The following is a 20176-nucleotide window of genomic DNA, read 5'->3' as shown; positions in this document are numbered from 1 at the left end:
ACAGTATATAAACAACAAGCACACCATAAGGTGCGCTTGTATTAGGAGGAGTTAAGAAGCTAAGCTCTCTACATAACGGTACACGGATTTTAATATCGCAATCTTCTTTTCGTCACTTTCATGTTCGTGAACTAAGTTTTCTAAATTCAGCATGTACTCTTCAATTTGGCTTTCAAACACTTCTCGACAGTGTAATGCCCAGCGTCTCTGTTCTTGCTCGTCTAATGTGCCTGGGAAGTTACGCGCACGATAGCGGAACAATAGAGGTTTAATGCGCTTGTCATCAAATTCAATGTCCAATGCGGCAAGATTGTTCGGGTCGGTTTCTCGAATGATATCCATGGCTGCGCGATCGGCCGGAGAGAAGAATCCGTCGTAAAGTTGCGTATCGACGTCATCACTTTTATCGAATTTACGCTCGACTGAAAAGAGGCTAATCAACTTTTCTCTAATTTCAGGATGTTGGCGCAACAAAGCGAGATTAGCGAGACATTGCTGGCGATCAATGCCAATAGACTCTGCATTTTCAGCCGTTAACGTTTTTGCAGGGGCGAGAATAGGGCATTTGTTTAAATGAACCAACTTAACTGGTACTGGTAGCAAGTCACCAAGATCTTCTCGCTTAGTGTAGAGTCTTTCGTGTAGCTCTTCTGCGGATAGCTCAAGAATAGGTTGAGGGTCTTTCGCTAAATCGATGGTGATAACAGCGTTGTTATTGGTTGGATGCCAAGCAACAGGCACAATCCAGCTAGTGTACTGGCATTCGCGCCCTAGCATGCCTGAAACGTGCATCAACGGCGTCATGTTGACGATGTCGACTAATTCATTGAGCTTACGCTTTTGGCGCATAGAAAAGAAGTAGTCAAACAATTTTGGTTGCGCTGCTTTTACTTTCTTTGCCATTTCGATAGTCGCAATCACGTCTGCCATCGCATCGTGCGCGTTACTATGTTCTATGCCGTTAGCGACAGACAAGTGCTCTAATTTAAAACTAGTGAAGCCATCTTCGTTTTCTGGCCATTCTACGCCTTCTGGGCGAAGGGCGTGGCACGCGCGTAATACATCGAGTAAATCCCAACGCGAGTTACCGTTTTGCCAACTCCATGCGTATGGGTCGATAAAGTTACGATAACAAGTATAACGGGTCACTTCGTCATCAAAGCGAATGCTGTTGTAGCCTAAACTGGTTGTATTTGGTTTCGCGAGTTCAGCGTGAATCTTAGCGATAAACTCAGGCTCAGAAAGGCCTTCTTGAACCGTTTTTTGCGGAGTAATACCAGTAATAAGCGCAGCTTCAGGAGACGGAAGATAATCAGCAGGTGGCTGGCAGTACATGACTAAAGGTTCGCCGATGATATTGAAGTTTTCATCTGTGCGGACACCAGCGAACTGGCTTGGGCGATCTTTCGCGGGGTTTGTTCCCCATGTCTCATAATCAAAGAAGAAAAAAGTGGGCTGATTATCTTGGTGCATTCTGCTTACCGTTTACAAAACCGATGACAGTATTAGACCATTCAACGCCTTGACTAGCAACGAAAGATGCAAGTTGAATTTTTGAAAATGAAAAAGCCGATGGCGAACCATCGGCTTGATATTTTACGTTTTATCGCTTTGGAAGGAATTTGAGTTCTATGCTCGTGTTTCTTCCAATGTTGCTTCACTTTCTGGTGACTTCAGCACTCGGCTAGCAATTGTACCCGCAGTCATTGATCCTGAAACATTCAGTGCGGTACGTGCCATATCGATCAATGGTTCAATAGAGATAAGCAGCGCCGCGATGGTGACAGGTAAGCCCATTGCAGGAAGAACAATCAATGCTGCAAACGTTGCACCGCCGCCTACACCTGCAATACCAAATGAGCTGATGGTGATAATCGCAATCAATGACAGGATAAAGTGAAGATCCAGAGGGTTGATACCCATTGTCGGAGCTACCATCACTGCAAGCATTGCAGGATAGATACCCGCACAGCCGTTTTGGCCGATAGTGGCACCAAACGATGCTGATAGGTTTGCAATCGCTGGTGGAACGTTAAGTTTCGTGATTTGCGCTTCTACGTTTAGTGGGATCGTTGCTGCTGAGCTACGAGATGTAAACGCGAAGGTCAGTACAGGCCAGATTTTCTTAAAGTATTCCGCAGGGCTAACGCCGACAAAAGAGACTAATACGCCGTGAACAACAAACATCAGAGCGATAGCAACATAAGACGCCACAATAAAGCCAAGTAGGTTTAGGATGTCGCCTGCGCTTGATGTCGCTACCACTTTTGCCATCAGTGCTGCGATGCCGTATGGTGTTAACGCCATGATCATCTTCACTAATCGCATAACGATTGATTGAGCTGCTTCTACGAAAGTACGAATCGGTGATTCTAACTCTGCTTTTTCCATCATCACTTTACGAGCGGCGATACCGGTTAATACACCGAAGATAACGACAGCGATAATTGAGGTCGAGCGAGCACCTGTTAGATCAGCAAATGGGTTGGTTGGAATGAAGCTAACTAGCATTTGAGGAATAGTCAGGTCACTTACTGTACCAGCACGGCTTTCTAAAACGGCGATACGAGCGGTTTCACGCGCACCTTCAGTTAACCCTTCTGCTGACAGGCCAAATGTTGTTGTCACCAAGATACCGATAAGTGCAGCAATTGCAGTCGTTACTAGAAGAACAGAGATGGTCAGGCCAGAAATTTTACCTAATGATCCACCTTTCTCTAATTTAACAACTGCAGAGATCATCGACACTAACACCAGTGGCATGATGACCATTTTCAGTAGACCAACGTAGCCACTGCCTACAATACCGACCCATTCAAGTGTTTGAGCAATTGCGCTGTTGCCTTCACCGTGAATGAGTTGCAAAGCAAGACCAAAAAGAGAACCAGTAACAAGACCGATTAAAACGAGACGAGAGAGTGTGTGTTTCTTTTGTTGTTGGTTAAATAGAAAGAACAATATGCCAACAAAGACGGCTAGAGAGGCTATCACTGCAAAATTCATAATCTGACCTTATCAACCTGCCGAAATGGCGGTTGTTTTTTATACGGGGTTTTATACGGATTTGTTTATGGGGCGTAAGATAACGCTCGCGATATAACTTTAAAAATGACAAACGGGTATTAGCTAGATCTAAAATGAATATAAAAACGAGATCTAAGTCGCGTGAGAGTGTGAATTAGCACGTTAAATGTACAAAATGGTTATTCGTAGTGATGCAGTAAGTCACGCATTTCTTGCCTTTGTAAGTAAACCACCGAGTCTTCTTGATAACTGAAAAGTTGATAAATCATCGCTTTTGCGACATCTTCTGCTCGAATAGGTAAGAAGTTGGACAGTTTGCCAAGCATGAGTGGGCGAATTACCTTAAACAGAGTTTGCACCAACTTCTCGTCCGTTCTTGGGCTTTGACGTTGACCAACAAGCGGGCCTGGGCGAACAAACACGATTTCCTCAAAACCCATAGCTTCGATTCTTTGTTCCATTTGTCCTTTACAGGCTAAGTAATGGGATGGTGATTTACTATTTGCACCAAGGCTAGAAACAACCGCAAGGCGTTTGACTCCGATCGTTTTCATCTGTTGGGCGACTTTACACACCAGATCAACATCTACTCTACGTAAATTATCCTTACTGCCTGCTTGCTTAAGGGTTGTGCCTAAACAGATAAAGCCGATGGTCGGTGTTGGTTGGTTATCATCCCATTGGTGGATAGAAAGGTCGGCATCAATGAGAGGAACAAGCTTATTGTCCGCATCTAGGACGCCATCGAGTGGGCGGCGAGAAAGATAATATAAGGTACCAACACCTGATTGATTTATGAGGTTTGTAATGACTTTTGAACCGACTAAGCCAGTCGCCCCAGCGATGATGGCGCAGGTGTTGTTATCCATATCTTTTCTCCTATATGGGAACATAGTCTAAGCTATTGTAGCGGATTTCAACGAGTTACTTATAATCTCGTGCAAGAAAGGTGAGACGCTCTGCGAACTCGGCAGACTATCCTGAGATAAACTTGATTAGCGCTGCCCCAAGCGGATGCAAGGGTATACAATAGTGGGTGCGCAAAAACTGTCGCTGAACAAGACCTCTTGAACAACAGAACACCTCTCACCCAGACAACATCAAAGGAACGTAAAAAATGGATGACTCTTTTGCTGCGGAGATACAAGCGCGCATAGATAACAAAACCAAACCCGTCGGTTCTTTAGGCTTATTGGAAAAGGTGGCACTACAGCTAGCTCTTATTCAAAGTCAGGATAAACCTCAGCCAGTTGATTCCATCGCTATCTGTAAACCGAGCATGCTGGTATTTGCTGGAGATCACGGCGTTGCAGAGGAGGGCGTAAGCATTGCGCCAAGCGAAGTCACTCAGCAAATGGTGGCTAACTTTCTCGCCGGCGGCGCAGCCATCAACTGCTTTTGCGACATCAATGGCATCCAACTCAAAGTAATAGATTGCGGCATGTTGGCACCTATTGATGTGCTGGTTCCAGAATTTAAGTTTCATCCAAACTTGGTTGAACAACGGTTGGGTAACGGTACGGCTAATTTCTCTAAACAATCAGCGATGTCCCCAGAACAAGTGGCGCTAGGTTTAGAGTATGGTGCGAAGATTGCTGAGCAAACCATTTTGTCTGGCTCAAATCTATTGATGTTCGGTGAGATGGGCATTGGTAACACCAGTTCGGCTTCCGCACTGTTATCGGCGCTGAGTTCATTAGATATTGACTATTGTGTTGGTGTCGGTACAGGAATCAATCAACAGCAGTTGAGCCGTAAATATAAACTAGTGGCACAGGGCGTGAACCGATGTCGAGGTCTTGATACTAAAGCGATTCTCGCACAGGTTGGAGGCTTTGAAATCGTACAAATGGTAGGTGCTTTTTTAGAAGCCAAGCGGCTTAAAATTCCAGTTTTAGTGGATGGGTTTATCGTATCGGTTGCTGCGTATATAGCAACGTTGCTAGACGAAGAAGCACGCGAATACATGTTGTTTGCCCACCGCTCCGAAGAAAATGGACATAAGTTTGTATTAGAGTACCTAAAAGCAGAACCTCTACTCGATCTTGGTTTACGATTAGGGGAGGGAACCGGAGCCGCTCTTGCCTTACCCTTGTTAAAAGCTGCTGCCCAGTTTTACAACAAGATGGCGAGCTTTGAGAGTGCAGGAGTTACAGTATAGTGTCAGCCCCTGATAATTCTGAGAACGTCACGTCGTCATCGTTAAGATACCAGTGGGAGTTGTTTCTATTAGCTATCAGTTTTTTTAGTCGCTTACCCGTACCCCAAGCGTTGCCATACAGTGAAGAACGCATGAATCAGGCCGGTCGTTACTTCGCGTTAGTTGGTCTCGTGCTTGGAGCGCTTTGTGCTCTGGTATTTTCGCTCACCTCAATTCTTTTCCCAGAATCGGTTGCCATAGTATTAACGATGGTGTTTAGCTTATTGTTAACAGGGGCATTTCACGAAGACGGCTTGACTGATATGGCGGATGGCATTGGCGGTGGCATGACTGTCGAGCGACGCCTCTCTATTATGAAGGACAGCCGCATTGGCACTTATGGTGCAGCCACTCTCATTATGGCGTTATTGGCTAAGTATGTTTTTTGGAGTGAACTGGCTAACTTGCCGCAGTTTTGGTTGGTCATTGTCGTCGCTTATACCGCAAGCCGAGCACTAGCCGCGACGCTTATTTATGACATGCCTTATGTCAGTGACAGTGATACGTCGAAAAGTAAACCGCTGGCAAATAGCCAGTCTTCTTTAGAAGTCTCCATTTTGTTGTTTACTGGTGGCATAACATTGCTTGTGCTTGGTATCACGCAGGCGATCTTTATATCGCTTGTTCTCGTGGTATTTCGTTTGATGTTCAAACGTTGGTTAACCAAGCGAATTGGCGGCTTTACGGGGGATTGTCTTGGCGCAGCGCAGCAGCTATCGGAACTGCTTGTTTATCTCACTATGATTGGGTTTTATCACATCTTATGAAGCAATTGATACTCGGTGGCGCGCGCTCTGGGAAGTCGCATTTGGCGGAAAAAACAGCCAAGCAATTATCGACCACTTATCAACACTCATTACATTATGTTGCAACCGCGCTGCCATTTGACCAAGAAATGCGAGAGCGAATAGCGCATCATCAAAAGCAACGAGGGGGCGAGTGGCAAGAGCATGAATGCCCCCTTCATTTATCTGAGTTACTGACAAATTTCGCTAACACCGATGTTGTACTGGTCGATTGTTTAACCTTGTGGCTCAATAATTGGATATTTGAGTTAGGTGATGAATGTTCCAATGAGAAGCTAGAAGCAGAAATTGAAAAGCTTATACAGGTGGTACGTGGTTCAGATGCGACGTTAATATTCGTCTCTAACGAGGTTGGAATGGGCATTGTGCCTTTGGGGGCGGTTAGTCGTTACTTTGTGGATAATGCAGGACGGATGAATCAAAAACTAGCCAGTGTTTGTCATCGCGTTACCTTTGTCGCTGCTGGCTTGCCGTTGGTTCTTAAAGAGTAGGATGGAAGAAATGAAAACACTCAATATCTATCTTGTGCGTCATGGAAAAGTAGATGCTCCACCAGGACTCCATGGCCAAACGGATGTGAAAGTTACGCCTGCTGACCAAGAAAGCATTGCTCGGGCTTGGGTTGAGAGTGGACGAGGTGTGGGTGGAGTGATTTGTTCTCCGCTTTCACGTTGTCAAGAACTGGCAAACATCATTGCTGAACAGCAATTATTACCAGTAATGACGGATGAATCTTTACAAGAGATGGCATTTGGTGATTTTGATGGTATGCCTTTTGATATGCTCACTGAGCAGTGGAAAAAGCTAGATGCTTTTTGGCAATCGCCAGCACAACATACGTTGCCGAACGCTGAGAGCTTAAGCACATTTTCTGAGCGCATATGTCGCGTTTGGTCTCAAATCATCAACGATATCAATGACAATCTACTTATCGTCACGCATGGTGGCGTCATTCGTATGATTCTTGCTCATGTATTGGAGTTAGATTGGCGTAACCCAAAGTGGTATTCGACGTTGTCGATAGGAAACGCTTCTGTCACGCATATAACAATTACCATAGATGAGCAAATTTACGCCTCGGTGCGTTCGATTGGCGTACCTCTTTTAACTCGTTAATTTATAAATATTAAAATGCCCAAAGCGATACTGCTTATGGGCATAGTCACGGAAGATGTCAGTGGAAGCCCATCTGCTAGGTGCAGGAAGCGAAAATTGACTCAGTTACATAAAAAGGAAATATAGAAATGACAACGCCGAGTTGGGATTTGTCCATCGTTTATAACGATCTTTCTGACCCACGAATTCAAGACGATATTGCTCTTGTGGAACAATGTATTGATCTTTTGAATAAACAATCAGCAGATTGCGGCAACGTAGAGATCATGCAAAATGCGATTTTGACCAATGAAGCCGCGAGTCGTTTAGCGGGCACAGTTGCAAATTTTGCGAGTTGTTATGCTTCTGTTGATGCAACAAACGCCGAAGCGAAATCGTTACTTGGTAAAATGACCCGCATCTTTTCGGAGCTTTCCCAAGCGTTCAGTCCCTTTGATTTGACATTAACGCATGCCGACGAAGAGTTTATCTTGCGCGTGTTAGACCATGAGAACCCCGATATCAGTGGGCAAGCTTTTTCTATCTTGAATTCTAGAAAGTTGGCGGATACTCGTCTTAGCAACGCAGAAGAACAGTTACTGGCTGCGATGAGTGTGGATGGTAAATCGGCTTGGGGTAACCTATACGATAACCTGACTGGCTCATTGAAAGTGAAGCTTGAGTACACAGGTGGTAAGAGTGAAGAGCTTGGGTTTTCTCAAGCGGCAAGCATCCTTTATGGGTCTGAATTTGAGCGTCAAGAAGCTGCGTGGCGAGGCATACAAGATGCAATGCAAACGCACCAAGAATCATTCGCTGCGATTTTAAATGCGTTAGGAGGATGGCGTTTAACTGAAAACAAAAAGCGTTCGACGAAGCGTGAAGTTCACTTCCTAGAGCCGAGTTTGCATGGGAGCCGAATCCAAGCTGAAACTTTAAATGCGATGATGACAGTAGCTAAAGACAGTCGAGCTATTGGTCAGAAAGCGGGTTTATTGATGGCGAAAGTACATGGTCTGGATGAGATGAAACCTTGGAATCATCTGGCGGCTATGCCTGCTTTGAGCGGTGAAGCGAAGGTCTACGACTTTGATGAAGCGATTGATGTTATTTGTGAAGCATTTGAAACAGTAAACCCTGAGATGTCGGAGTTTGTCCGTTTGATGGTACAAAACGGATGGATTGATGCCGCGCCAAATGCCAGCAAGCGCCTTGGTGCATACTGCACCAAACTGCCAGCAACGCGAACACCACTTGTGTTTATGACTTGGAGTGGCAGTCGCTCAGACCTGATGACTCTCGCGCATGAACTTGGCCATGCGTTCCATAACTGGGTTATTCGTGATTTGCCACTTTGCCAAACTTACTACCCAATGACGTTAGCAGAAACCGCCTCTATTTTTGCAGAAAACATCGTTCGTGATCATTTGATTTCGAAAGCGGAGAGCGTCGATGAAAAGCTAGAGATGTTGTGGGAAGAGTTGTCATCTGCGCTAGCTTTAATGATCAACATTCCGGTTCGCTACGAGTTTGAAAAATCGTTCTATGAACGCCGCCAGGATGGAGAGTTAACCGCAGATGAATTCTGTGAGTTGATGTCTGAAACTTGGAAAGAATGGTATGGCGACGTAATGAGCGAGCCGGATCCGTACTTCTGGGCAAGCAAGCTGCACTTTTCTATCGATAGTGTGAGTTTTTATAACTACCCATACCTATTTGGTTTCTTATTCAGCAAGGGTATTTATGCACAGCGAGAAACCAAAGGCGAAGCGTTTTACACCGATTACATCAATTTGCTGCGCGACACCGGCTGCATGATGGCGGAAGATGTTGTCGAAAAGCATCTATCGATGGATTTAACTCAACCAACGTTTTGGCAGCAGAGCGTTGAGCTAGTGCGTGAAAAAGTCGATGAGTTTGAGCGTTTGCTCGCACAGCGCGGCTAAGTTTTTCGCATTGTTGATGCATAATCTGCTTTATAGCTACAAAAATTTGATCAAATCATAATGATCTTAATCAGGGCTGTGGTAAAGTTCACAGCCCTAACACTTTGTAATTGTTTAAAAATTAAACGCCTCAATGCTTGATTTGAGTGCCTGGCGCGAAAAGGTATCGGATTTTCGAGGGAAATAGTGATTTCTACTCATAAGTGAGATCGCAGCAACAAAAATCCTTTGTACAATTTATTAACATACCCGCCGTGCTATTAAGGAGTAACGCATGACGAAGTCTCTCTTTCGCCAATCGTTTTTAACTGACACGTTAGATGTTCATATCGATGTTGCACCAGCGGAGCAGGTGCTTTCTAACGGTGTAAAACTTAAACTCTATCAGCGTGGTGTACTAGAAGTGATCCCTGAGAACTATACTCAGGATACGAAGAACGTCATCATCTCTTGTGGGGTTCACGGAGATGAAACGGCACCGATGGAGCTGGTGGATTCCATTATTCAAGACATAGAATCTGGGTTCCAGACGGTCGATACCCGTTGTCTATTCATTATCGCTCATCCAGAATCCACTCTGGCGCACACGCGATTCCTTGAAGAAAACCTCAACCGTCTTTTTGACGAAAAAGAACACAAGCAGACAAAAGAGCTTGTCATCGCTGATACACTAAAGTTGCTCGTTCGCGATTTCTATCAGGATACCGACCCGACAACACGCTGGCATCTTGATTTACACTGCGCGATTAGAGGTTCGAAGCACTATACGTTTGCAGTAAGTCCTAAGACTCGCCATCCTGTGCGAAGCAAGGCATTAATCGATTTCTTGGACAGTGCACACATTGAAGCTGTGCTCTTGTCAAACTCACCATCGAGTACGTTTAGCTGGTACAGTGCCGAGAACTTTGGTGCGCAAGCTCTCACAATGGAGCTTGGTCGTGTGGCTCGTATTGGTGAAAATGACCTCGATAAATTGACTGCGTTTGATTTGTCTTTACGTAATTTGATTGCGGAAACGAAGCCAGAACACCTACCAAAACCATGCATTAAATATCGCGTAAGTCGCACAATCGTTCGCCTGAACGAAGACTTTGACTTTATGTTCGACGACAATGTTGAAAACTTCACTTCATTTGTTCACGGCGAAGTGTTTGGTCATGATGGCGACAAACCATTAATGGCGAAGAACGAAAACGAAGCGATTGTCTTCCCGAACCGCCATGTCGCAATAGGTCAACGTGCAGCTCTGATGGTTTGTGAAGTGAAAACCCGTTTTGAAGAGGGCGAGTTGGTTTACGATTAATCCAACATTGCTTTGAGAAGTTAATTGCAATTTACCGAGGCTTAACTGTAAGGTTAAGCCTCGTTTGTTTTTATCGGCCGCTATGGATTTTCAACAACTTATCCTGAACAAGGAACGACGCTGGCAACGTAACCTGATGGTTATGTCGCTCGTGCTCGCTGTACTCTCTGCCATCCACTTGATGGTCGGAGAAATTTTCCTTTCTCCTTTTCAATCTTTATCTGCATTTGAACATAAGCTATTGGTGGACTTACGTTTACCGAGGTTGGTGTCTGCGGCAATTATTGGTGCTGCGTTAGCGGTATCTGGCGCGACGTTACAAGTGTTGCTTGGGAACGTGTTGGCTGAACCCGGCGTGCTTGGTATATCTGGTGGTGCAAGCTTAGCAATGGTCTTAATCATGTTCGCGTCACCTGTTCTTCCTACCCCGATTGTTTTTATGTTGGCAGCGATTGCAGGCTCGATGGTGTTCACGTTTGTTTTGGTGGCGATAGCAAGGGCAATGCACCTGACGACGGCTCGATTGCTTTTGGTTGGTGTCGCATTGGGTATTTTATCGAGCGCGATTGTGACGTGGGCATTTTACTTCAGTGATGATCTTAGCTTACGCCAACTGATGTATTGGTTAATGGGCAGCATTGGTGGCGCAAGTTGGTATCAACATACCGTTACCTTGGTGATGCTGCCGGTGCTTATCTGGTTGTGTTGTAAAGGCAAGTCGCTTGATAAATTGATGCTGGGTGAGATTCATGCGACCCAATTGGGCGTCGATGTACATCAAATGCGTTGGAAACTGATCCTCGCCATTTCTGTTTTGGTGGGGAGTTCAGTCGCTTTGGGTGGCATCATCAGCTTTGTTGGCTTGGTGGTACCGCACTTATTGCGTTTGGCTTTTGGTACAGAAAACCGTTATTTATTGCCACTTTCTGCAATATCTGGCGCTGCGTTACTTGTATTTGCGGATATCGGCGCAAGGCTGTTATTGGACTCCGCAGAGTTACCTTTAGGTGTCATGACAACATCGATTGGCGCACCTATTTTCATCTGGATGCTGGTGAAGAGTCATGATGCACGTTAAACATATGTCGGTTGGTAGTCGATTATTGCCTCTTTCTTTTGAATGCAAAGCAGGCGAAATCGTACATGTCGTTGGGCCTAATGGTTCAGGTAAGAGTACTTTATTGGCTGCGATTTCTGGTACGTTAAGCCACCGAGACGGTATGAGTGGTGAAGTGTACGTTGGCGACAAAAACTTGCTTACTTTACCGTTGTCAGAGCAAGCTCATGTTCGAGGTTATTTGTGTCAGCAATCACGCCCTGCATTTAATGTCGATGTTTTTCAGTATCTCGCCCTATCTCTACCGAGTGGCGCTGAGACTGCGGATATCAAAGTGCGTGATGCCGTCAATATGGTGGTGGAGCTGGTACAGCTGCAAGATAAGCTTCATCGCAGTATTCAAACATTATCCGGCGGTGAGTGGCAACGTGTCCGATTAGCAGGTGTATGTTTGCAGGTGTGGCGTACCATTAATCCTTTTTCGCAGTTTTTAATTTTGGATGAGCCAGCAGCACCGTTAGATATTGCGCAAGAGGGTCTGCTCTATCAATTGATTAACGCTATGGCGGCGCAGGGAATTGGAGTATTGGTTGCTAATCACGATCTCAACCGCACATTAAAGCACGCAGATAAAGTATTGCTGCTTAACAACGGTGTGCTGCACTCATCAGGAAATGCCGATACTGTGCTAACGGAAGAAGCGCTCGGGGAAGTGTTCAATACTCAAGTCAAAAAGGTCATCGTAGATGAGCAACCTTATTTAATCTTTGATTAGTATTTAAGGGACAATAAAAAACGACCTTCTTGAGGTCGTTTTTTTAATCGAGATAGCCAAACTCAACGCTTACTGAGTTAGCGGTTTTAGATCTGCTGGGCGGTAGTAAACTGATTTGAGTACTTTGCCTTTACGAATGGTTTTACCTTCCGATACGAAATCTTCGGCACATTTTGCGATGATGTATTCACCTTTCTGTACCGCCATCAACTTGATGCCTTGTTCCGCGTAGAATGCCTCTGTTTCTGAGTACTCTTGCTCGTTACGGCATACTTTGCTCATGTTGCTTGAGTGCACTTCATCCCAGCAAGGAATAAATTCAATACCACGGTTTACTGCAACGTTTAATAGAAGATCAATTAAGTAGCTGATCGCTAGGTTGTCTTCTAATTTGCTGTGGCCAAGATGAACGAGACGGCCCATTAATACATACACGCTGTCTACGATGGCATCTGCTTGCTCAGTTTTACAATCTGCTTCTGCTAGCTCTGTTAGCTCTTCGATCGCCAAAGAGGTGTGTAGTGTGTCTGCTTGCGCATCAAGGCTTGCAGCGTCTGCGACTGGTAAGTCGAACGTACTACGGAACTCGGTGATATCACGGTATAAGTGATCAAAAATCTCTTGGGTTAGCTTTGACAGTTGCATTCTAATTTCCATTGAATCGATTGAAGCGGCAATGATACCAAACCGCACTTTGAACCCCAAGGGCATTGAATCCAACTGGTGATAAATCTGCCTTTGGGTAATGGTGGTGCTTAATGAAATAGGTAAGGAAACAGCTTTTTACGTTCTTCCTCTGAAAGGGCGGAAACACGAGCGATGTTCGTATCGGGAATGGATTCAGGATCAGGATAGTGTTTTAGTACCTTTTCCATACTCTCTTCGCGAATCAAATGGAAGATTGGGTAAGGAGAACGATTGGTCAGGTTTTCGTCGTCTTCAGGCCTTGCGCCGCCAAAACAGTAATCAGGATGGAAAGTCGCCACTTGGAAAATGCCTTCCCAGTTTTGTTGCTTAATTAATCCTTCAACCCAATCGATACAAAAGTTGTAGTCCCAGAAATCTTGTAGCATGTTGGGAACCACAACCAACGTGGTCTCAAGTTGTTCGGGTTCTGTGTTACTCAGCTCAATCAGCTGCAATAAAATATCTTCAAGAAGCGCTTCTTCTTGAGTCGCTTCACTAACAAAGATTTTGATTTGTTTATTACGTTGCGGTTTGGCAGCAAACGGACAAAGGTTGAGTCCGATTACCACATCGTTGAGCCATTGATCGACCTGTTGAGTGATCGCTTCGATATCTGTGTTTTGTGTTGAACGCGTTGACATACGACTTTCTGGTTTTTATTAAAGTAGCGCAAGCATAGCAGAGTTGGTTATCCAAGTAACCAGAGAGGTATTACGCAAATGAGCTTACCCTAGCTACTCTTTAAACTCGCTGCGTCAGGTGTTTGGTCAGTGTGCTTTCTTTCGGCGATGTGTTTCAAATACGCAATCGCAGCAAACATCGCTAGGTAGACTGCGCTTCCCCCCAGAAGAACACTCGACCAACCACCATGTTGCCAACAATAAAGAAGTAAGAATCCTCCCAAACTACCGCCTACATAGTAGTGTACTAAGTAGAGCGCTGTCGCGGTGGCTTTGGCGCGAGTGGCATTCTGACCGACCCAACCGTAGGCGAGGGTATGAGTAAAGAAGGCACCAAAACTTATCAGCAACAACCCAGCTAGCATTGCGGTCAGGCTTTCAACCGCCGCAATCCACATCCCCGTCATGCTCACTATCGCGCCTAAGAACATACCGAGGATTGATGAATAACGTTTACTCCAGTGGCCTGCGCAACGAGAGGAGAAAGTCCCTCCCAAGTAACAAATAAAGATCAGTGATGCCAGCCCGACGGGCACATTGTGAGGTTCACTCACCAGACGGAAACCCATGACGGAATAAAGGTTGACGAACAAAGCAAAGTTGAGTCCTCCTATCAGCATCGCGAACCACACGCGTTGGTTTTTAAAATGACCAATAAGCGCACGATTTTGATGGTGCAAACTGCTTGATGACGGGGTGAAGTTGCGCTGTGTTGGCAATAAATAGTGAACACCAATGACACCAAGAAGAGTGAACACCATCATAACTTCAATGGCGACATCAACACTGAAATTGTCCGCCAACAAGCCGCCGCTAATACGCCCTGCAATACCACCTAATGAGTTAGCCGCAATGTACGTTCCAATTGCCATCGAGAAAGCGTGCTTGTCGAGCTCTTCTGCCATGTAAGCCACGGCGACCGCCGCAAAAGCGGCGAGCGCGACACCGATCAATGCTCGACATACCACCAAAAACAGGAATGAGTCACCAAACAGCATCAAAGCGGAAAGGGTAGGAATCGAAAACAGACCGGCCATCATGACTGGCTTTCGTCCCACTGACTCTGACAACACAGCCATTGGAACGAGGCTAAAAGAGAGAGCAAGTGTTGAGGCCGCAAATAACCAGTTCACTTGCGTTTCTGAGATCGTGAAAATTTGGGCAAAAGTGGGCAGCATTGGCTGTAGTAGGTATAAATTTGAAAAAACCAAGAAGGAACCAAGTGCTAGCGAGAGCGTAATGCGTTTGTATTCCGGTGTGCCAAAACTGACCATGAATCCTGCCTAATGTGAGCAAATGGAGAGACTGTGATCAATCTATCAGTTCGTTATAAATTAAAAAAATATATTAAAAATATGGACACCATATATTTTTGATCTAATGGAATCGAAACAACTTAAACATTTTCTGGCGGTCACTGAACACGGAAACATTACCCATGCGGCGAAAGCCCTGCATATTGCCCAGCCCGCATTAAGCATTTCTATCAAAAAGTTTGAGCAGTCTTTGGGCGTTACCCTATTTCGCCGTGATGATAAAAAAATCAGCTTAACGAAAGAGGGCGAAACGCTACTTGTACATGCTAAGCGGGTGATTCAACAGTTGCACGACGCGCAGCTCGCGATTGATGAGTTGAAAGGTTTAGCGAAAGGAGAAGTACGACTCGGGACGCCATCAATGATGGGCAGTTATTTCTTTCCACGAATTGTGATGGCGTTTAAAAGCCAGTTCCCAGAGTTAAAATTGACCTTGGTCGAAGCTGGGACTCAATCGATTCGTCGTATGCTGCTTAATGGTCAACTCGATATCGGTGTGATCAGTTGTGATAACGTGCCTGATGACCTAGAAACTGACCATTTATTTACTAGCCAAATGGTCGCCGTTGTTTCACCTGAGCATGAGTTAGCCCAGCGAGAATCTCTTACTTTTGATGAGTTCTTTGAACACGATTTGGTTATGTTTCAGCATGGCTATTTTCACCGCGAATTTTTGGATCAGGTGAGTGAGGAGCATGGGTTTACCATGAAGTCATCATTCGAGACCAACTTACTGCCTTTGATTTTGAGTATTGTGAAACAAGAGTTTGCGATTACCGCGTTACTGGAATTGGTGACTCAACATGAGTCGGGCGTTGTTGGCCTACCGTTTGAACCACCAGTGACGCTGGATCTGGCACTTGCTTGGCGCAAGCAGGGGTACTTATCAATAGCAGATCGAACGTTTATCGAGTTTATCAAGCGCTACGTTTAAACGCAGCGCAAATTCATCGTTCGAGCGCTAGTCGCCTTTGTACATCTTCTCGAAGTTCTTTGGGTTCCAGCCAATCATTACCCGATCACCAATTTTTAAAACTGGCACTGAACGAGCACCAAGCGCATCAAGTTCTTTGCGACCGCGTTGCATCTTAGCATTGCACAAACGATAGTTAATATTTTTCGAATCCAGATAACGTTGAGCATCTTTGCAGTGAGGGCATTTGTCTTTGACGTAAAGGACGACACGTTTCATTGAGTTTCTCTCCATTATCATTGGGAGGCGAAGTTTAACGGCCTTTCACCATAAATGAAAGGCGAAAGCTAAGGTGAAACTGTCCTTTATCTCAGGTATATTGAGCGCCTTTATTTTGTCATAACAGACGTTAATTCTATGCATCCGTCACTTCGATACATTCAAGGCTACCCACAAAACATCGTAGAGCAGGTGAGCTCATTGATAGCGAGTGGCAAGTTTGTTCCTTGGTTCGAAAAGCGTTATCCCGATAGGCACCAAATCAAAAGCGAAAAGGCGCTCTATGAGTACGCCATGGCAATCAAAAACCGCTACATGAAGAAAGCCGCGCCAATCAGTAAAGTTGTCTACGATAAGAAAATTCACGCGGTAAACAACGCGCTTGGTTTGCACAGTGTTATCAGTAGAAACCATGGCGGTAAGCTGAAGTCGAAAAACGAGATTCGCATTGCCAATGTATTTAAGGATGCGCCCGAGCCACTATTAAGAATGCTGGTGGTACATGAGTTGGCGCATACTCGTGAGAAAAACCACGACAAGGCGTTCTATCAGCTATGTTGCTACATGGAGCCTGAGTATCACCAACTCGAATTTGATGCTCGTTTGTTTATGATTTACCTCGATTTAAAAGCGAATTTGAATGAAGAACAATAATCACAACGCGAAGCAAGCAAAGCCAAAGACTTTAAAGGCGGCTCAGAATAAAGACGCGAATAAAGCCAAGCCGAAGCGTGTTAAAGACAAAGTTGCGCGCAAATCTCCGCAGCCTGCAGGAAAGAGCGAAGTCGAGTTCATAAAAATAGCGAAGAATGGTTTGCATGAGCGTAATGTTCATCGAGGTCGTTACGATTTTAAAAAACTCGTGGAAAGTGAACCACAGTTAAAGCCATTCGTTATCAAAAATCCGAAAGGGGAAGATTCCATAAACTTCTCTGATCCTAACGCTGTCAAAATGCTCAATAAAGCATTGCTTGCTGCGTATTATGGTATCGAGTTCTGGGACATTCCCGACACCTATCTTTGCCCACCGATTCCGGGCCGAGCTGATTACATTCACCGAGTGGCAGAACTACTTGATGGTGAAGTAAAAGGTCAGTACGCGCACCAAAAAGTGAAAGCGTTGGACATTGGCGTGGGAGCAAACTGTATTTATCCGATTGTTGGTGTAACAAAATACGGTTGGCACTATACGGGCAGCGATGTCGATCCAAAATCCATCCAATCGGCTCAAACGATCGTAGAGCACAATCGTGTTTTGACGGGAAAAATTGCACTGGTACAGCAACACAGTGATGCCAATATTTATCGCGGTATCATTCAACCGAATGACCGTTATGATGTGACGACATGTAATCCGCCATTCCACCGTTCGGCGGAAGATGCCGCTATGGGCAGCCAGCGTAAAATCGATAATCTAAAAGCAAACCAGCGTAAGAAGGGGCTAAAACCTCAAACCGCACAAGTAAAGACAAGTAAACCTGCGTTGAATTTTGGCGGTCAAAACGCTGAATTGTGGTGTGAAGGCGGAGAAGCGGCGTTTATCCGAAAAATGGCGAATGAAAGCCAAGCTTTTGCTGCGCAGGTCTTGTGGTTTACAACACTTATATCCAAAAAAGACAACGTTCGCCCGATGCGCAAGCAGCTTGAAAAATTGGGTGTGAAAGCCATTCGTGTGGTTGAAATGAGTCAAGGACAGAAAGTGAGCCGCTTTGTAGCTTGGTCATACATGGATAAACAACAGCGTAAAGCATGGATTGAATTAAAGTAACATTGACCGTTTCACACTGAACAATAAAGTAGGAAGCCCGCTGATATCAGCGGGCTTCTATTTTGGGAGATCTAAAACTTAATGATGGGCTCACAATCTAGTGAACTGAGAGAGACAAAAGTATCTGTTTTGGCATAGTACAAGCCACAGGTTTCACCTCTTATCTGCAACGTATATTGGTCTGGAAGATCCGTATAGCTGCCATCCAACAGTTGATTGTTGTTCCCTTTTACTCGTCCTTTTTCAATCAACAAATGCGGTGAGGATTCAAATACGTTATTTGCGATTCTAGGTGCTGGTGTCCCTTGGATTTCTGCGATCGCGTTTTGAATCTCTATGACTGTTTCCGGAGAGTTCTTTTTACTCAATGCTTCAACGGGTTCTTGTGACATAGCTTGGCATCCTATCAAAGAAATCGAAGTGCCTAAGAAAAGCGCAACCCGAATCAGCATTTGTAAAAAGTTAGTTGATCTCAACATGAATTGCCTCTGTTCGTAGCGGAGAGCGAAGATCGCTTAACTCCGGAGATGAAATGTTACGCGGCATGGCGTTGAAACTTGAAGAGGAGACTGGCGGACAGGTTCCAGTTTCCATGTAGTTTAGTGCCGCAGAAAGCATACCTTCAGACGGATCGCCTAATGGTTTTGTTAGGTCATCATTGACCCAGCAACCTTCCACTCTATTGTTTAAGCCTAGCTCGGTATTGATTTGGCTCTTTGGAGTAGGAATAAAACCATCAGAGAAGTCGCCAAATTTTTTCTCGTTCGCTGACTTGAACTGAATAGTGTAGTACATAGTGCCGCAGTTTTGTTCTGCTGAGAACCCATACGGTTTACCTGTGGTTGTTGAGCCTATTTGGATAACCTCAACATCAATGCCGCGCAAAGCGTTGATCAACAGCTCACTTGAGGAAGCCGTGCCTCCTGAAGTCAGCACATATACCCGCTTTTTGTTCAGTGTCGGCAGCATTTGGTCCGAATACTTTTGTGCTGCCCAGTCTATTGCTAGATTCGTAAAGCGATAGATGTTATCCCCATCTTTAATGGTACGCATCACTTTGTCGTTGTGAATCAACTCACTGAAGACTCGGTTCTGACCAGCACCGCTTAGCATGTAGCCTACTTGCGAGGACTGAAGTACTAAGCCACCGCCGTTGTAACGTAAATCAACGACGATCTCGTCAACATTCTCTGCCGAGAGCGTACTGAACGCCTCAATAAGTGGGGCTTGAGCGCTTGGTTCAAAGGAGTTGTATTGTAGATAGCCGATCTGCATACCATTGTGTGCGATCACTTTGGCATTTTTAACTGGAGAAGTCATGACATCAGAGGCGGTAAGCGTCACGGTTTTCTCTAGGCCGTCAACACTCTCAAATGTGAAGGTGTAATCTTGATTGATGTTAGGGTTAAATAGAGTTTTATTAATAAAATCAATGTCGGACTGACTACCGGTGTTAACAACATCAATATTATTGATTTTTAGAAGCTTATCACCACGAGCAATGCCGCTTCTATCAGCTGGAGAGGCTTCTTCAGTGTAGGAAATACGAACGTCTCTAGGTTGTACGCCACGTAGGAATGCCCAGTTAAAACCAAACCCAGCGACTAAACCAGATTGCGATGACTTCATATCATTTTCATAAGGGACGGTAAAGTGGAAGCGATCTTTCGGTTTACCAGTCGTGGTAGTAGCAGAGGTGACCAATGTGTTGAAGTAATCAGTCACGGTTTTGTAGTTTGCTGGATTATTATCAGGAACTTCGTCATACCAAAGGTAAGTTTCGTTAGTAAAAGCTCTTAAAAAGAGTTTTTCGTGTAAAGCAGAACCTAATTCATCTGGATAGGCGGCATAATTGTTATATGGGTCTCGACCCACTCGTGGGGTTTCACATTGGTTGACAAACGAGCTTGATGGTTGGCTAAAATCACCGGCTTTCCATGTTGGTCCGGTTGCGCTGCTAGTTGACGGAGTAGATGAACCATCACCGCCGCCACCGCCACAACCTTGTAATAATGCGAGAGTGACTGCCGTTGCTAAAGAATACTTAAATTTCACTTTTCTATGTCCTTATAAATAATAGAATTATAATTATCTGTTTTGCTTTTGTTTTTATTAGCTAAGTGAATGTATTAATTTAATTCGTTCGTCTGCAAATTTATATTTAAAGAGTGTGAGGTAAATAACGTAAAAATGTTTATCTTTGTAATAATGCGAGAGTGACTGCCGTTGCTAAAGAATACTTAAATTTCACTTTTCTATGTCCTTATAAATAATAGAATTATAATTATCTGTTTTGCTTTTGTTTTTATTAGCTAAGTGAATGTATT

Annotated in this window: 20 protein-coding genes; 11 read left to right on the top strand and 9 right to left on the bottom strand. The window is 44.7% G+C overall.

The window, feature by feature from the left end:
- Nucleotides 1-51: 51 nt before the first annotated feature.
- From sbcB to L3V27_RS10135, 3 genes are all read right to left on the bottom strand, one after another.
- Nucleotides 52-1473 (bottom strand): exodeoxyribonuclease I, encoded by a 1422-nt coding sequence (gene sbcB / locus L3V27_RS10145; RefSeq protein ID WP_046874843.1) that lies wholly within the window; start codon nucleotides 1471-1473, stop codon nucleotides 52-54.
- 156 nt (nucleotides 1474-1629) lie between these two features.
- Entirely contained in the window at nucleotides 1630-3003 is a 1374-nt protein-coding gene (locus L3V27_RS10140; RefSeq protein WP_005377885.1) for an L-cystine transporter, read from the bottom strand.
- A gap of 200 nt (nucleotides 3004-3203) precedes the next feature.
- Entirely contained in the window at nucleotides 3204-3893 is a 690-nt protein-coding gene (locus L3V27_RS10135) for an NAD(P)H-binding protein (protein WP_047008662.1), read from the bottom strand.
- A gap of 248 nt (nucleotides 3894-4141) precedes the next feature.
- On the opposite strand from L3V27_RS10135, the gene cobT reads away from it, so the two are divergent.
- The 8 genes from cobT to btuD all read left to right on the top strand — a co-directional run bounded on the left by cobT (nucleotide 4142) and on the right by btuD (nucleotide 12206).
- Nucleotides 4142-5185 (top strand): nicotinate-nucleotide--dimethylbenzimidazole phosphoribosyltransferase, encoded by a 1044-nt coding sequence (gene cobT / locus L3V27_RS10130; protein WP_237311777.1) that lies wholly within the window; start codon nucleotides 4142-4144, stop codon nucleotides 5183-5185.
- Complete coding sequence (locus L3V27_RS10125; RefSeq protein WP_104969339.1) at nucleotides 5185-5991, top strand: adenosylcobinamide-GDP ribazoletransferase; 807 nt, start codon at nucleotides 5185-5187, stop codon at nucleotides 5989-5991. Before cobT ends, L3V27_RS10125 begins: the two co-directional genes overlap by 1 nt.
- On the top strand, nucleotides 5988-6521 hold the full coding sequence (gene cobU / locus L3V27_RS10120) for a bifunctional adenosylcobinamide kinase/adenosylcobinamide-phosphate guanylyltransferase (protein ID WP_237311775.1): 534 nt from the start codon (nucleotides 5988-5990) through the stop codon (nucleotides 6519-6521). Before L3V27_RS10125 ends, cobU begins: the two co-directional genes overlap by 4 nt.
- Nucleotides 6522-6531: 10 nt before the next feature.
- Nucleotides 6532-7146 (top strand): alpha-ribazole phosphatase, encoded by a 615-nt coding sequence (cobC, locus tag L3V27_RS10115; protein WP_237311773.1) that lies wholly within the window; start codon nucleotides 6532-6534, stop codon nucleotides 7144-7146.
- A gap of 128 nt (nucleotides 7147-7274) precedes the next feature.
- The gene (locus tag L3V27_RS10110) at nucleotides 7275-9071 is read left to right on the top strand and encodes a M3 family oligoendopeptidase (protein WP_237311771.1); all 1797 of its coding nucleotides are present in this window, start codon (nucleotides 7275-7277) and stop codon (nucleotides 9069-9071) included.
- A gap of 274 nt (nucleotides 9072-9345) precedes the next feature.
- On the top strand, nucleotides 9346-10374 hold the full coding sequence (locus L3V27_RS10105) for a succinylglutamate desuccinylase (RefSeq protein ID WP_006741645.1): 1029 nt from the start codon (nucleotides 9346-9348) through the stop codon (nucleotides 10372-10374).
- An 82-nt stretch (nucleotides 10375-10456) separates the two neighbouring features.
- Nucleotides 10457-11452: a vitamin B12 ABC transporter permease BtuC gene (gene btuC / locus L3V27_RS10100; protein ID WP_237311770.1), complete on the top strand. Its 996-nt coding sequence runs from the start codon at nucleotides 10457-10459 to the stop codon at nucleotides 11450-11452.
- The gene (btuD, locus tag L3V27_RS10095; RefSeq protein WP_237311768.1) at nucleotides 11439-12206 is read left to right on the top strand and encodes a vitamin B12 ABC transporter ATP-binding protein BtuD; all 768 of its coding nucleotides are present in this window, start codon (nucleotides 11439-11441) and stop codon (nucleotides 12204-12206) included. Before btuC ends, btuD begins: the two co-directional genes overlap by 14 nt.
- A gap of 69 nt (nucleotides 12207-12275) precedes the next feature.
- Here btuD and L3V27_RS10090 read toward each other — a convergent pair whose 3' ends face one another.
- The 3 genes from L3V27_RS10090 to L3V27_RS10080 form a co-directional block, all read right to left on the bottom strand.
- On the bottom strand, nucleotides 12276-12851 hold the full coding sequence (locus tag L3V27_RS10090) for a nucleoside triphosphate pyrophosphohydrolase family protein (protein ID WP_164666161.1): 576 nt from the start codon (nucleotides 12849-12851) through the stop codon (nucleotides 12276-12278).
- 110 nt (nucleotides 12852-12961) lie between these two features.
- The gene (locus L3V27_RS10085) at nucleotides 12962-13534 is read right to left on the bottom strand and encodes a DUF1415 domain-containing protein (protein ID WP_164666160.1); all 573 of its coding nucleotides are present in this window, start codon (nucleotides 13532-13534) and stop codon (nucleotides 12962-12964) included.
- An 89-nt stretch (nucleotides 13535-13623) separates the two neighbouring features.
- Nucleotides 13624-14847, bottom strand: a complete 1224-nt coding sequence (locus tag L3V27_RS10080) for an MFS transporter (RefSeq protein WP_237311766.1) — start codon at nucleotides 14845-14847, stop codon at nucleotides 13624-13626.
- Between the two features lie 106 nt (nucleotides 14848-14953).
- Here L3V27_RS10080 and L3V27_RS10075 point away from each other — a divergent pair, with 106 nt between their 5' ends.
- Nucleotides 14954-15823 (top strand): LysR family transcriptional regulator, encoded by an 870-nt coding sequence (locus tag L3V27_RS10075; RefSeq protein ID WP_237311764.1) that lies wholly within the window; start codon nucleotides 14954-14956, stop codon nucleotides 15821-15823.
- Nucleotides 15824-15850: 27 nt separating this feature from the next.
- On the opposite strand, the gene L3V27_RS10070 is transcribed toward L3V27_RS10075, so the two are convergent.
- Entirely contained in the window at nucleotides 15851-16081 is a 231-nt protein-coding gene (locus L3V27_RS10070; RefSeq protein WP_005377871.1) for a glutaredoxin family protein, read from the bottom strand.
- Nucleotides 16082-16219: 138 nt separating this feature from the next.
- Here L3V27_RS10070 and L3V27_RS10065 point away from each other — a divergent pair, with 138 nt between their 5' ends.
- Nucleotides 16220-16735 carry a M48 family metallopeptidase gene (locus tag L3V27_RS10065; protein ID WP_054867354.1) on the top strand — a complete coding sequence of 172 codons (516 nt, stop codon included), beginning with the start codon at nucleotides 16220-16222 and terminating at the stop codon, nucleotides 16733-16735.
- Nucleotides 16722-17849 (top strand): 23S rRNA (adenine(1618)-N(6))-methyltransferase RlmF, encoded by a 1128-nt coding sequence (gene rlmF / locus L3V27_RS10060; RefSeq protein WP_237311762.1) that lies wholly within the window; start codon nucleotides 16722-16724, stop codon nucleotides 17847-17849. Before L3V27_RS10065 ends, rlmF begins: the two co-directional genes overlap by 14 nt.
- 71 nt (nucleotides 17850-17920) lie before the next feature.
- Here rlmF and L3V27_RS10055 read toward each other — a convergent pair whose 3' ends face one another.
- Nucleotides 17921-18241 (bottom strand): hypothetical protein, encoded by a 321-nt coding sequence (locus tag L3V27_RS10055; protein WP_005397755.1) that lies wholly within the window; start codon nucleotides 18239-18241, stop codon nucleotides 17921-17923.
- A 70-nt stretch (nucleotides 18242-18311) separates the two neighbouring features.
- Nucleotides 18312-19904 carry a S41 family peptidase gene (locus L3V27_RS10050; RefSeq protein ID WP_237311761.1) on the bottom strand — a complete coding sequence of 531 codons (1593 nt, stop codon included), beginning with the start codon at nucleotides 19902-19904 and terminating at the stop codon, nucleotides 18312-18314.
- Nucleotides 19905-20176: the final 272 nt, after the last annotated feature.

It is taken from the genome of Vibrio sp. J2-3(2022), from assembly GCF_021725735.1.
GTDB lineage: Bacteria > Pseudomonadota > Gammaproteobacteria > Enterobacterales > Vibrionaceae > Vibrio > Vibrio diabolicus.
The sequence above is the reverse complement of the archived record's forward strand: the minus strand, read 5'-3'. Positions and strand labels throughout refer to the sequence as shown.